Genomic DNA, 12,975 nt, shown 5'->3' with positions numbered 1-12,975 from the left:
GACTATTCTGCCGCAGTCACGGCTCCTTCGGGAGTCGTTCTCATTTTGAAATACCGTTCAAGCATCGCCTTCAATTCCTGACTCCATTGGGCATGATCTCTGGATTGGCCTTGTGCGTATAGCACCGGAGCAACTTGCCGGAAGACGGCATGAATCTTGGGGTCGAAATGCTGGGCATCTTCCCGTTCCATGATGCTCAACGTCTCTTCCAATGACAAGGCTGGCTTGTACGGGCGAACGGATGTCAATGCGTCAAACACGTCGACCAGGGCAAAAATCCGTGCGGCTAGCGGGATCGCCTCGCCAATGAGACCATCCGGATAGCCCTTTCCGTCGAAGCGTTCGTGATGATGCCGGATGGTCTTCTCTGCGCCAGCCAGCCACGGATTGCCAGCGACGATCTCGATGCCCAGCATGGCGTGGGTCTGCATGATCTGAAATTCTTCGCTGGTCAGCCGTCCCGGTTTCAACAGAATCTGATCCGGAATGCCGATTTTTCCAACGTCGTGCAGAAAGGCACCCAGCACCAGTTCGGCAATGGTTTCTTTGCCAACGCCCAGCGCTTCGGCAAGTGTGACCGCATAGCAGGTAACCCGGTAGTTATGGGCGTCGGTGTCCGCATCACGCTTGGCGATGGCGTTTCCAAGGGAACGCAGCAACGAAAGATTGGACTCCAGGAGACGAGACGACAATGCCACCGTTTGGCCCAGCAGTCCTGACATTAACGGGTAAAGCAACAGCGCTGCTGCGAATACAGATATCGAGGCCGTCAGCACAGCCCCGCGAATCTGCTGTTCTCTCTCGTGCAGCGCCGAGCGGGACACCAGGGTGATTCCCTCAACATAGCCGGCAAGTCGGCCATCATTGGTGCTCATCGGCAGAATGACCTGAACCAGTTCTTCGCCCGCCACCGAAAATCGTTTGCTATGGCTGCCGGGAGGTGTCGGCCATGGATGGCGCTGTTGTCGGGCGATCTCTTTCAGTGCCTCGGGGATTGGCCGCCAAGCATCAAACACCATCTCCGTATTGGGCGCAAAAACTCGAATCCCGACAAACTCATCGGTCAGCAACTGAGCTATCGCGGAATGGCCATCACCTTTCTCTCCGCTGACCGTCATCTGCATGGCGGGCGACTCGAAATGCCTGACCCCCGCTATGGCGCGCTCAAGGGTGCGCTGTTCTACGCGATACGATTCGACCCAGTAGGCAAGACCTCCCGCGAGACTGCCAACCAGAAGCGCACCGATACCGAGGCGCCGCGCCAACATGCGGCGCAATTGCCGGGGGGTTTCAGGAAGCGCAAAGGTTCTCATCTTAAATTCTGCAGCAATTCCATGAAGTGTTTGAAATGCCCGCTGACGCGATCCAGGGAAAACTGGTACATCAGCGAATTTTCCGAGAATTTCTGTCGCTCGGTATCCATTTCCACCGTATTGCCATCGGCAGCAGTTTGATACGGTACATGGTACTTCAGGGGGAATGGTGGTGCCTGCACTCCCCCTGACAGATGGCTAGTAGCGGTGGTAGCCAATGGCAGCGATCCCGATACACCTTTGACGATTTGGGCGGCTTCTTCGATGTCAATATCGACGGCCTTGTAGCCAGGCGTATCGGCGTTGGCGATGTTCGAGGCCAGAAGCTGCTGCCGATAGACACGGACCCCCAGCATTTTCTGCTGAAAATCATGGCCGGCATGACCCCCTTGCCCGACTGAGAAGTGGTTCGGATGGGCAGATGCCGTGTTGGATGCCATTCCGGGAAATTGTCCGCCATGAGCACCGTGGCCGGCACCGGGGGTGTTGGCTTTTTGGGCAATCGCCTGATTTAATGCTTCGGAGAACACTCCGTTGTCAATGTTGCCCGGCGCTCCTCCATGCCCCTCATGTCCACCTTGAACCGAAGGTAACGGAGTGTTGGCGGACGGGGGAATGGATGGGAGTCCCGCCATGGCAGCGATTACTCGTTCATGATCAGGATGGCCTTCACCGGATCGATCTGGCCGCCGTCATGCCATTTCAGATCGCTGGCCGCCACGGCCGGCTCTGCAAGGCATCCATGATTGCATTCGACAATCCAGCGTTTCTGAAGCACTGTTCGACAATAGTTGTAGGTCAGCATCTTCGGGTCACTGCCGACCGCAAGCGCAAGCGTGCGACATACACATCGATCGCCGTGCTCTGCCGGCTTGCGGATATCCATGGCTGAAATAATCAGGCCCCGGTTTCGGGGCCTTTGCTGGACAGTTATTTACCATCTCGCGGATGGTAGTGCTTGCTCTTGTCCTTAGCTGCGTTTGGTTTATCGGCCTTGGCATCCGGCATGCTTTGCGGCATGCCGGTTTTTTCCTGGACATGGGAATGCGGCTTGCTCGCGGTCTTGTCCATTTGGGCCTCGGCGGCTTTCGGGGCACCTGCCTTGTCATCGGCATAAGCGGCACCAGACATGGCGGCACCGGCGAAAAGAACGGCGGCGATGAGGGAAGAGATTTTCATGATCTTGACTCCTGAGTTTTGGGGATTTCAACGGTCCGAATCGAGTGGACAGATACAGTTTGTGCTTCTGTCACTGTCAACAAGGTGACTTGTCGATTACATTGTTCTCAGGAAGCATGGCCAAATACGGATTCACCAAATGCACGATTGCGTCGGCAAGCGCATCGCGCAATTGCCGTTCGCAACACCCCATCAAAATTCCGTCCTCCAGTGCATCCTGGGCCATCTGGCGAAGTTCATCCAGGTTCTCATTGAGTACCTTGATTTTTTCCGTACAGGCAATGACCTTGCCGGAAGAGTCTTGCCAGCGCACCGACCCCGACGAACTCATCATCGAGTTCACTTTGTCGAATGTTGGGCTAGTACCTGCAAAACCCGGTGCTGGTACTCCATGCTGTCGAGGGTGTATGCCTTCCAATACTCGATGGATAAATTGCCGACTGCAGCCCACCATGCCCCGCTTTGCCCAGGATCATCCAGAGACAGCGATGAAGTTTGCTCAAGGAGTTCCTTGAGCGGGGAAAACTGCGTGGAAACCATCTTTTCCAAACAATCGAGATTCACGCGAAGTAACTGGGAAAGCAAATCCAAATGGAAGTCGGGGGGTAGCTGTCGCGCCCATAACGGGAGCATTACAACCCGGTCACTATTCCGTCAGCTTGTTGCCGTGCTGCTCACAGAGAGCGATTATTTCTTGAGTCTGGGCGCTTAGCCCCTGAAAGACTTGTTGCCTCCGCCTCTCAAATTCTGCTGCAGAAACCTGCCACTGAGAGTCATGGGGGCCGTTCAGTTCGGCAGCGACAATCCGACGCACATAAGCCAGCGCGGATGCCTTGCCTTGCGTCAGTCGCAACAGATCTGCCCTTGCCGCATCGAAGGCATCGCGATGATGGTCTCTCAGACCGGTGGTGAGCACCACAAGAATGGCAACGGCATCCTCAAACGGTCGCATTGAATTGTCTTCTTTGGACAATTTCCCCCCTGATAGTGCTTTGTTCGAACCATCCGCTATTGGATGCCAACCTTCCGCTGCTCAGCCCGCACATAGGCGGTGATATGGGCGACGTCGTCTGGCGTCACACCTTTCACGGGGGCCATGTCACCAAACTTCCAGTGATGGGCCCGCACACCGTTGGCCACGGCCAACTGGAAGGCCGCATCTGCATGATGTGACGGCTCGTAGATCTTGTGCAGCAAGGGCGGTCCCTTTTCCGATCCCTTCAAGTCGCCGCCATGACAGCCCGCACAGTGATTGGCGAACAGCGCCTTGCCCATGACGGGATTGGGCATTAGGCCGGGGCCAGGTTTGGGAATGCTCCAGCCTTGAGCCAGGGCAAGGCTGGGCAGCAGCACAAGAAGCGATGCAGGAATCCAAAACAAACGCTTGCGCCTCATTGCTCCATCCCCTGTTTCATTCGCCACTGCTTGACCAAGGCGTAGATGGCGGGGATGACCGCGAGCGTCAGCACCGTCGATGAAATCATCCCTCCAACCATCGGCGCCGCAATACGACTCATGACTTCGGAACCGGTGCCGGTACCCCACATGATGGGCAGCAGGCCGGCCATGATGGCGACGACGGTCATCATCTTCGGCCGTACCCGTTCGACGGCGCCTTCCATGATGGCCTCGTAGAGATCATGCAGCGTTGGCGCCTGGTTTTCAGTGCGGCGCTTGGCCTTTAGTTCTTCCCAAGCATGATCGAGGTAAATCAACATGATGACCCCGGTTTCCGCCGCAACCCCGGCAAGGGCGATGAAGCCGACGGCGACGGCGACGGACAGGTTGTAACCGAGCAACCACATCAACCAGACCCCGCCGACCAGCGCGAAGGGCACCGACAGCATGACGATTAGGGTTTCGGTCAGTCGCTTGAAATTCAGGTAAAGCAGCAAGAAGATGATCAACAGCGTCACCGGGACGACGATCTTCATTTTCTCGATCGCACGCTCCATGGATTCGAACTGGCCGCTCCAGGTCGCGTAGTAACCCGGTGGGAATTTGGCGTTTTCTGCCACTGCCTTCTTGGCATCCGCGACATAGCCACCGATGTCGCGTTCGCGAATGTCCACGAAGATATAAGCGGAAAGCAACGCGTTTTCAGTCCGGATGCCGGGCGTTCCCTTGGCCACCTCGACGCGGGCCAATTGGCCGAGCGGAATCATTGCCCCCTCCATGGTCGGCACCAGCACCTCACGGGCAATCTGCTGCGGATCGGAACGAAGTTCACGCGGATAGCGCACGGTGACGCCAAACCGTTCGCGCCCCTCGACGGTCGTGGTGACCATCTCGCCGCCCAAGGCCTGGCCGATGACATCCTGCAAATCGCCGACCGCCAACCCGTAGCGGGCCAACTGCGTGCGGTCCGGTTCAATGTTCAAGTAAAAACCGCCGGTAATCCGTTCCGCGAAAGCCGAGGTTGTCCCCGGAACCGTCTTGACGACCGTCTCGATTTCACGGGCCAGCCGCTCCATCTCGTTGAGATCCTTGCCGAACACCTTGATCCCGATCGGCGTCCGGATGCCAGTCGAAAGCATATCGATACGCGCCTTGATCGGCATCGTCCAGGCATTCGAGACACCGGGGAACTGCAGTGCCTTGTCCATTTCAGCGATCAGCTTGTCGGTCGTCATGCCCGGGCGCCACTCGGATTCCGGCTTCAGGTTGATCACCGTCTCGAACATTTCCGTCGGCGCTGGGTCCGTTGCCGTGTTGGCACGTCCTGCCTTGCCATAAACCGAGGAGACTTCCGGGAAACTCTTGATGATTTTGTTTTGGGTCTGCAACAGTTCCGCTGCTTTGGTGATCGACATTCCGGGCAAGGAGGCCGGCATGTAGAACAACGTGCCTTCATTCAGCGTCGGCATGAACTCGGAACCCAGTTTGCTGGCCGGGTAAATCGAGACCACCAGAGCAAGCAGCGCAGCAACAATGGTGGTCTTTTTCCATTGCATGACGCCGGCGATGATCGGACGATAAGCCCAGATCAGGAAACGATTCACCGGGTTCTTCGATTCCGGCATGATTTTGCCGCGAATGAACAGCATCATCAGCACCGGCACCAAGGTCACCGAAAGCAAAGCCGCGCCCGCCATCGAGAAGGTCTTGGTGTAGGCCAAGGGCGAGAACAGACGTCCTTCCTGGGATTCCAGCGTAAAGACGGGCAGGAAGGAAACGGTGATGATGAGCAGCGAGAAGAACAGCGCGGGGCCGACCTCTTTGCAGGCCGCAATCATTGCCTCGATGCGATCCCCGTGGGTATGGTCCTCCGGCAAACGCTCGATGTGCTTATGGGCGTTTTCAATCATCACGATGGCCGCATCGATCATCGCCCCGATGGCGATGGCGATACCGCCCAGGCTCATCAGGTTCGAGTTCATCCCCAGCAATCGCATGGAAATGAAGGCAATCAGCACCCCGACCGGCAGCATCAGGATGGCCACCAAGGCACTGCGCATGTGCATCAGGAAGACGACGCAGACCAGCGCGACAATGAGACTTTCTTCCGCCAAGGTGCGCGTCAAAGTATCGATCGCACGGTGAATCAATTCCGAACGGTCATAGACCGTCTGGATCGTCACGCCCTCCGGCAGGCCGGCAGAAATCTCGCCGATCTTTTCCTTCAGGTTATGGATGACTTCCAGCGCGTTCTGCCCGTAGCGCGCCATGGCGATACCGGATACCACTTCGCCTTCACCATTCAATTCGGTGAGGCCACGCCGTTCGTCCGGCGCCAGTTCGACGCGGGCAATGTCACGGACCAGGACGGGCGTTCCCCCTTGTGACTTGACCACCAGGTTTTCAATATCAACCGTGCCCCGCAGATAGCCCTTGCCACGTACCATGTATTCAGTTTCCGCCATCTCGACGACACGACCACCGACATCGCGGTTCGACTCCCGAATGACTTTTGAAACCGCCGCCAGCGGAATGCCATAGGCGCGCAATTTCACCGGATCAACCGTGACCTGGTAGGTCTGGACAAAGCCGCCAATCGAAGCCACTTCGGCGACGCCATGCGCCTTGGTCAGTTGGTAGCGCAGATACCAGTCCTGCAGCGTGCGCAGTTCTGCCAGCGTCTTGTCCTTGGCGAGTAGCGCGTATTGATAGACCCAGCCCACGCCCGTGGCGTCCGGGCCGATCTGCGGCGTGACGCCCTTGGGCATGCGGCCAGCAGCAAAGTTAAGATATTCGAGTACCCGGGACCGCGCCCAATAAATATCCGTACCGTCTTCAAAGATGATGTAGACGAAAGAGGCTCCGAAGAATGAGAAGCCGCGCACGACCTTGGACTTCGGTACCGACAACATGGCCGTTGTCAGCGGATAGGTCACCTGATCCTCAACTACTTGCGGTGCCTGCCCGGGATATTCGGTGTAGACAATGACCTGTACGTCTGAGAGATCAGGCAAGGCGTCGAGCGGCGTTTTCATGACCGCAACGACACCGCCGACAATGACGAAAAGTGTAGCCAGGAGGACGAGGAAGCGGTTGCGTCCCGACCATTCGATGATTTTGGCGAGCATGGTATCCCCTGTCAGTGGCCTGCGTGGGGATTGGCCGCCACTTTGCCAGCCATCGGTTTGATGCTGGTGACGACCCATTCACCGGGTTTGCGCTCGACAAACTCGAAGGCCACCGTCGCACCCGGTTTGAGTCCGCTCAACAGCGCCGGCGTCGCGACCTGGAACTCCATGGTCATGCCCGGCCATTTGAGGCTGGCGACCGGCCCGTGATTGAGCGTCAGCAGACCTGCCTTGGTGTCGAAACCCTCCACCGTGCCCTCGGCCTGATGCCCAACAGCTGCCGACTTGGCTGACTCCGGCTTCGGTTGGCTGCCATGGCTGGCATGGCCGAAACCGCCGACCGCCGCCTTCAGGTTACTTTCGGCGTCAATCAGGAAGTTGGCGGCAACCACCACGGGCTCGCCATCCTTGATCCCTTCGAGCACCTCAACATGGTTGTCACTGCGTTGCCCCAATTTAACCTCGCGTGGCTCGAAACGGCCTTCCTTGGCCTGGACCAGCACGATGCGGCGGGTGCCGCTGTCAATCACGGCCGAGGTCGGTACGGTGACGACCTCTCCTTTGGCCCCGACCGGCAACTCGACCTGGGCGAACATGGCCGGTTTCAGCAACTGACTGGGATTGGGCAGTTCGACTCGCACGGGTACCGTCCGCGTCTCGGCCTTCAGGGTCGGATAGACGTAGGTGATCGTCCCTTCGAACACTTTGTCCGGGTAGGCATTGATCCTGACCTTGGCTTTGGCACCGGTCTTGACCTGACCGATGTCCTGCTCGAAGACGTCAGCCACCACCCAGACCGCCGACAGGTCGGCCACCTGATAAAGCGCCTCGCCCGGCATGAAACGCATGCCCTGCAGGGCTTTCTTTTCGGTGACAATGCCGGCGACCGGTGAGCGGAAAGTCAGCGTGCGCCGTGCTTCGCCGGATTTGGCCAGCGCCTTGACCTGCTCCTCCGAAATATCCCAGTTCTTCAGACGCAACAGGCTTGAATCGGCCAGTTGCTTCATGCCGTCCCGCGCTTGGCCGCCGGCTTCCTTCAGCGACTCGACGCCTTGGGCGGCAATCGCGTATTCGCGCTGGGCGGAAACCAGTTCCGGGCTATACACCTCAAACAGCGGCTGCCCCTTGCTGACCGGCTGGCCCGTGACATTGACGTGCAGGCGTTCGACGTAGCCCTCGAACTTGGGGGAAATCGCGTAGATGCGACGCTCGTCCGGCTCGATCCGACCTGCGGCGCGGACCACCTTGTCAAGGACGCGCAATTGGGCGACTTCGGTCCTCACACCCAGTTTCTGCACCTTCTCGGTGCTGATCTTGATCTGGTTGGCCGATGCCGGCTCCTCATCCTGCTCTCCCTCATAGACCGCGATGTAATCCATCCCCATCGGGTCTTTCTTGGGCACCGGCGAGGTGTCGGGCAACCCCATCGGATTACGGTAGAAAAGCAGTTTTTTCTCTTTCTTGGCCGGCTCGGCCGGAGCGCTGGCGACCGGCACAGCATCGCCATGGGAAGCGCCGCCACGTCCGCCCAGCCAGTAACCACTCCCGGCTGCCACGGCAACGGCAATAACGCCGATGGTCAGTCCTGCACCCTTGTTCATAGATCTTCCCCTAAAAGACGTTCGATTTCGGCCAGACGCATCTGGGCGTCGACTTGGGCCTTAAGCTGGTTTTGTCTGGCCTGCCGGATTTGGCGCTGGGCATCGAGCAAGGTGGCGAAATCGACCTTGCCAGTCTCGTAGCCGGCCAGTGCCGCCTTGAAGGTCAGTTCGGCCTGTGGCAGTAGGCTGTTGGTCAGCAGGTTTTCCGTGCGACGGGCGGCTTCGATGCCGGCCAGAGCCTCGGCCAGTTCGGCAGAGACTTGGTTGGTGGTGGCTTCCTTGCGCGAGCGCGCGGCATTGAGCATGGATTCCGATTCCCGCTCCTGTGCCCGCCGCGAAGACTGTTGCAGTGGGATATTCAGTTCGACCATCAACTCCCATTCCTTGATGGCGCTCTGGTACTGGATGGGGGAGACCCCCAGCGTAAAGTCGGGATAGCGGTTTTTGTAGGTCAGGTCGCGGGATTTCTCGGCGGCTTTGATTTTCGATTCATCGGCGAACAGTTGTGGGTTGCGGGTTCGCACGCGCTCTTCCAGCGTGGCGTAATCCAGCGCCACGGGAGCCGGCAGTTTGCGCAACTGCGCTGGTTCCTGCAAGGACGCATTGCTTGGGCGGGCCAGCAAGGCGTTCAGCCGGGCATGCAGGTGGTGCTGTTCGGTCTCCAGCGCAATCAATTCGTTGCGCATGTTGGTCTGCTCGACCTGGGCGCGGATGACATCCTGCTGCGCCGCCAGGCCGCCGGCGTAGCGCACCTGGGCGACTTTCTCCAGGCGGGTCATCAGGTCGAGAATTTCCCGAGTCAGTTGTTCGTTGCGGTGCACGTAATAAAGTTGGGCGAAATTGACTTTGATCCGCCCGGCCACATCGGCCCAGGTGCCCAGCGCACGACCCTTGGCGCCGTCGGCCTCAAGCTCTGCAATCTCGCGTTTCAGGTCGCGCTTGCCGAACCAGGGAATATCCTGCATCAGCAGGTAACGTGTGCTGCCGACGCGACTCGGGGACAAGGTTGCGTTCTGCTCGCCAAATCGGGTGATGTCGCGCAACTCGGTACGAAACTTCGGGTCGGGCAAGGCACCGGCTGGCGTCACCCGCTCGCCCGACGCTTCGGCCTCGGCCTGCATCGCGGCGTACTCCGGATTGCGCGTTTTGGCGTAATTGATCAGGCTGTCGACGTTTGCGCCAAGGGCGCTCTCTTGGGCAAGCACGGGCGTTCCAAAGGCGGCGGCAAGCGCCAGGATCAAAACGGGTAACGGCCTGAGTCGGCGCATGCGACCTCCCTGAAAATATTTGTTTTTATGAAGCATGCTGACAGCGAGAGGTAGAACGGTCTCGCCGTCAGTTAATGATGTTATTTGGCTGGCTCGAAATGGACGACGGTAATGGCACCATTGACGTTGTCGGCCATGAAGCGAATCTTATCGCCGCTCTTCATCTGGTCCAACCAGGCGGCATTGGATACCTTGAAGACCATGGTCATCGCCGGCATGTTCAGGTTGGTCAGCGGACCATGCGACAAGGTCACCTTGCCGGCGGCCTTGTCCACTTTCTTGACCTGACCATCGACCATTTGCATTTCAGCGGACGCGGCGGCCGGTGCCGCCATGGCATGACCGGCATGGTCGCTTGCAGCTTGAGCAGAAATAGCACTGAGGGTAGAAAAGGCGATCAGGGAGGCGGTGATAAGGGCTTTCATGAGTTTCTCCTGTTTTGGGGATCAATGTTTGGCAAAGATGCTGGTTTCGCCACCGGTCTGGACCAGCAGCGTGTTGTAGGGGACGGGTTTCGGGCTTTCCATGCCCGGCGATCCTGGCGGCATCGACGGCACCGCGATGCCGAGGGCTTTCGGTTTTTCCTTGAGCAGACGCTGGATGTCGGCAACCGGCACATGGCCTTCGACCACATAGCCGGCCACCTTGGCGGTGTGGCAGGAGCCCAGGCGATCGGGCATCCCCAATTGTTTGCGGGCCGCCGTGACATCCATGACGTTGTGCGAGCGGACCTCGAAGCCCGCATTTTTCAGATGATCGACCCACTTGCCGCAGCAACCGCAATTCGGGCTCTTGTAAACATCCACCGTTTCGCCGGCCGCCACGGCAGTGGAAAGGCCGGTGCCGAGGACGGCGCTCAAAGCAAGAACAAGAATGGGGTTACGCATGGCGAAGATCCTGTGTCAGTCGAGTGGCGTCAGTATGGATAGCAGACGCCAACAATTTGCTGTCCGCCTGATTACATTTTTGTAATCTTCATGGGGTTAATGTTTGTGCGATCCGTGGTCATGGCTGTGCGCTTTTTTGCCCTTGGCCACCGGTTTTTCCTCGACCGGGGCTACTGGTGCCTCTTCGTGGCCTCCATGCCCCTGCTCGTGGCCTTCCAGTCCGCCATGGGAATGACCATCACTGGCTGCCACCAGTTGCTCGTAGGCGGTCGCCGACAGCAAAGGTATCTTTTGCAGGAAGGCCGTCAGGTCCCAAATGGCCTCATCCTCCATGCCGCCCTTCGACCAGGCCGGCATACCGGAAGCCTTGATTCCGTGCTTGATGATCCAGAAATCGCGGGCAGCGTCACGTGACGATTGCGCCGCCGGTTTTTCGGAAAGATTGGGGGGAGTCGGATACAACCCCTTGCGAATCTCCGAATCTGGCGCTTCCGGAGACAAATGGCAATTGACGCACATTGCAGCATAGTTGCCGGCCCCGCGTCGCACGCGCTCGGGATCGGCAAGATCAGCCGGGATCTGGATTTCACCCGTACGGCTGGCAATGGCCCTTTCGCGGGCAAACGTCAGCGCCTGGTAGGTGAATGAACTGTGGGGGGTGTCGGCACCGACATCGACGACGCCGGCCACGACGACGATCCCAGCCGTTGCCGCGCCCAAGCCGATGGTAGCCAGAGCGCCCAAGAGTAGTTTGTTCATGATAAATCTCCTGCGATATGGGTGTGATTTCAGTGTTGGCCGTGGCTGCCAGGCTTCCTGACCACGACCTCCTGGGATTGCGCTTTGCCCGCTGGGCGCATCGCGCCCTTGCCGGCATCGTGGCTGCGGGTTGCGGCCGCCACCGGTCCGGTCCATTCATAGGCTTGGGTGTTTTTTGGCTGTTTGTACCATCCCGGATCGCGATAGTCGCCTGGTTTCTGGTCGCGACGGACCTTGAGGACGGAGAACATGCCCCCCATTTCAACCGCACCATAAGGGCCTTGGCCGGTCATCATCGGCAGCGTGTTGTCGGGGATGGGCATTTCCATCTCGCCCATGTCGGCCATCCCGCGTTCCCCCATCACCATGTAGTCGGGTATCAAGTCCGTGATCTGCTTGACGACGCCTCGGTGATCAACGCCAATCATGGTCGGCACGTCGTGCCCCATGGCGTTCATCGTGTGATGACTTTTGTGGCAATGGAAAGCCCAGTCGCCTTCTTCGTCAGCGAGAAAATCAAGCTGCCGCATCTGGCCGACCGCCACGTCGGTGGTCACCTCGGGCCAACGCGAGCCGATTGGCGTCGGACCGCCATCGGTGCCACTGACGACAAATTCGTGTCCGTGCAGGTGCATGGGATGATTGGTCATGGTCAGATTGCCGATCCGGATGCGGACCTTGTCTCCCTTGCGGACGTTGAGCGAGTCGATCCCGGGGAATGACCTGCTATTCCAGGTCCAGAGGTTGAAATCGAGCATCGTGTTGACCTTGGGCGTGTAGCTGCCGGGGTCGATATCGTAGGCATTCAACAGGAAGCAGAAGTCGCGGTCGACAGTTTCGATAAGCGGGTGGCGCTCTTTCGGGTGGGTCACCCAGAATCCCATCATGCCCATCGCCATCTGCGTCATCTCGTCAGCGTGCGGGTGATACATGAAAGTGCCGGGGCGACGCGCGACGAACTCGTAGACGAAGGTCTTGCCGACCGGAATCTGCTTTTGGTTGAGACCGCCCACGCCATCCATGCCGCTGGGCAAGCGCTGGCCGTGCCAGTGAATGGTTGTGTGCTCCGGCAGCCGGTTGGTCACAAAGATACGTACCCGGTCGCCCTCGACCACCTCGATGGTCGGGCCGGGGCTTTGTCCGTTGTAACCCCACAGGTGAGCCTTCATGCCGGGAGCGATTTCGCGGACAACCGGTTCTGCAACCAAATGAAACTCCTTGACGCCGTTGTTCATGCGCCAAGGCAGAGTCCAGCCGTTAAGGGTGACGACCGGATTGTAGGGACGTCCGTTGGGCGGAGTCAGTGGAGATGCCGTGTCCGGGTTGTCCATGGACACCAGTTCGGGCAACGCGGCAAGCGCGACGGAACTGACAGAGGCAGCCGCCACGGCACCGCCAGCCATGCCAAGGTTTTTGAAAAAATCGCGACGTGTGGTCATGAT

At 58.7% G+C, this 12,975-nt stretch carries 14 protein-coding genes; all 14 read right to left on the bottom strand.

Annotation, left to right across the window (positions count from 1 at the left end; translation table 11 throughout):
- Positions 1-2: 2 nt before the first annotated feature.
- The 14 genes from ACLSSQ_RS08970 to ACLSSQ_RS08905 all read right to left on the bottom strand — a co-directional run bounded on the left by ACLSSQ_RS08970 (position 3) and on the right by ACLSSQ_RS08905 (position 12,972).
- Positions 3-1,313: an HD-GYP domain-containing protein gene (locus tag ACLSSQ_RS08970; protein WP_014237660.1), complete on the bottom strand. Its 1,311-nt coding sequence runs from the start codon at positions 1,311-1,313 to the stop codon at positions 3-5.
- Positions 1,310-1,843: a flagellar basal body rod protein FlgB gene (flgB, locus tag ACLSSQ_RS08965; protein WP_238526304.1), complete on the bottom strand. Its 534-nt coding sequence runs from the start codon at positions 1,841-1,843 to the stop codon at positions 1,310-1,312. Before flgB ends, ACLSSQ_RS08970 begins: the two co-directional genes overlap by 4 nt.
- A gap of 113 nt (positions 1,844-1,956) precedes the next feature.
- Entirely contained in the window at positions 1,957-2,199 is a 243-nt protein-coding gene (locus ACLSSQ_RS08960; RefSeq protein WP_014237662.1) for a hypothetical protein, read from the bottom strand.
- A gap of 44 nt (positions 2,200-2,243) precedes the next feature.
- Positions 2,244-2,492 (bottom strand): hypothetical protein, encoded by a 249-nt coding sequence (locus tag ACLSSQ_RS08955; protein ID WP_014237663.1) that lies wholly within the window; start codon positions 2,490-2,492, stop codon positions 2,244-2,246.
- 76 nt (positions 2,493-2,568) lie between these two features.
- The gene (locus tag ACLSSQ_RS08950) at positions 2,569-2,826 is read right to left on the bottom strand and encodes a hypothetical protein (RefSeq protein WP_014237664.1); all 258 of its coding nucleotides are present in this window, start codon (positions 2,824-2,826) and stop codon (positions 2,569-2,571) included.
- Positions 2,827-3,138: 312 nt separating this feature from the next.
- Entirely contained in the window at positions 3,139-3,465 is a 327-nt protein-coding gene (locus tag ACLSSQ_RS08945) for a hypothetical protein (protein WP_157870639.1), read from the bottom strand.
- A gap of 35 nt (positions 3,466-3,500) precedes the next feature.
- Entirely contained in the window at positions 3,501-3,887 is a 387-nt protein-coding gene (locus ACLSSQ_RS08940) for a c-type cytochrome (protein ID WP_014237665.1), read from the bottom strand.
- Positions 3,884-7,018 carry an efflux RND transporter permease subunit gene (locus ACLSSQ_RS08935; protein WP_416244266.1) on the bottom strand — a complete coding sequence of 1,045 codons (3,135 nt, stop codon included), beginning with the start codon at positions 7,016-7,018 and terminating at the stop codon, positions 3,884-3,886. Before ACLSSQ_RS08935 ends, ACLSSQ_RS08940 begins: the two co-directional genes overlap by 4 nt.
- 11 nt (positions 7,019-7,029) lie before the next feature.
- Positions 7,030-8,619: an efflux RND transporter periplasmic adaptor subunit gene (locus ACLSSQ_RS08930; RefSeq protein ID WP_014237667.1), complete on the bottom strand. Its 1,590-nt coding sequence runs from the start codon at positions 8,617-8,619 to the stop codon at positions 7,030-7,032.
- Positions 8,616-9,887, bottom strand: a complete 1,272-nt coding sequence (locus tag ACLSSQ_RS08925; RefSeq protein ID WP_014237668.1) for a TolC family protein — start codon at positions 9,885-9,887, stop codon at positions 8,616-8,618. Before ACLSSQ_RS08925 ends, ACLSSQ_RS08930 begins: the two co-directional genes overlap by 4 nt.
- An 80-nt stretch (positions 9,888-9,967) precedes the next feature.
- Positions 9,968-10,312 carry a copper-binding protein gene (locus tag ACLSSQ_RS08920; RefSeq protein WP_014237669.1) on the bottom strand — a complete coding sequence of 115 codons (345 nt, stop codon included), beginning with the start codon at positions 10,310-10,312 and terminating at the stop codon, positions 9,968-9,970.
- A 21-nt stretch (positions 10,313-10,333) separates the two neighbouring features.
- Positions 10,334-10,774, bottom strand: coding sequence for a DUF411 domain-containing protein (locus tag ACLSSQ_RS08915; RefSeq protein WP_014237670.1), 441 nt, complete (start codon positions 10,772-10,774; stop codon positions 10,334-10,336).
- Positions 10,775-10,870: 96 nt separating this feature from the next.
- A complete protein-coding gene (locus ACLSSQ_RS08910; protein WP_014237671.1) occupies positions 10,871-11,533 on the bottom strand; it encodes a c-type cytochrome in 663 nt (220 codons plus the stop codon).
- A gap of 29 nt (positions 11,534-11,562) precedes the next feature.
- On the bottom strand, positions 11,563-12,972 hold the full coding sequence (locus ACLSSQ_RS08905) for a multicopper oxidase family protein (protein ID WP_014237672.1): 1,410 nt from the start codon (positions 12,970-12,972) through the stop codon (positions 11,563-11,565).
- Positions 12,973-12,975 lie beyond the last annotated feature (3 nt).

It is taken from the genome of Azospira sp. APE16, assembly GCF_047901315.1.
GTDB classification, from domain to species: Bacteria; Pseudomonadota; Gammaproteobacteria; order Burkholderiales; family Rhodocyclaceae; genus Azospira; species Azospira oryzae.
Note: the sequence above shows the minus strand (reverse complement) of the source record. Positions and strands in the feature narration are given on the sequence as shown.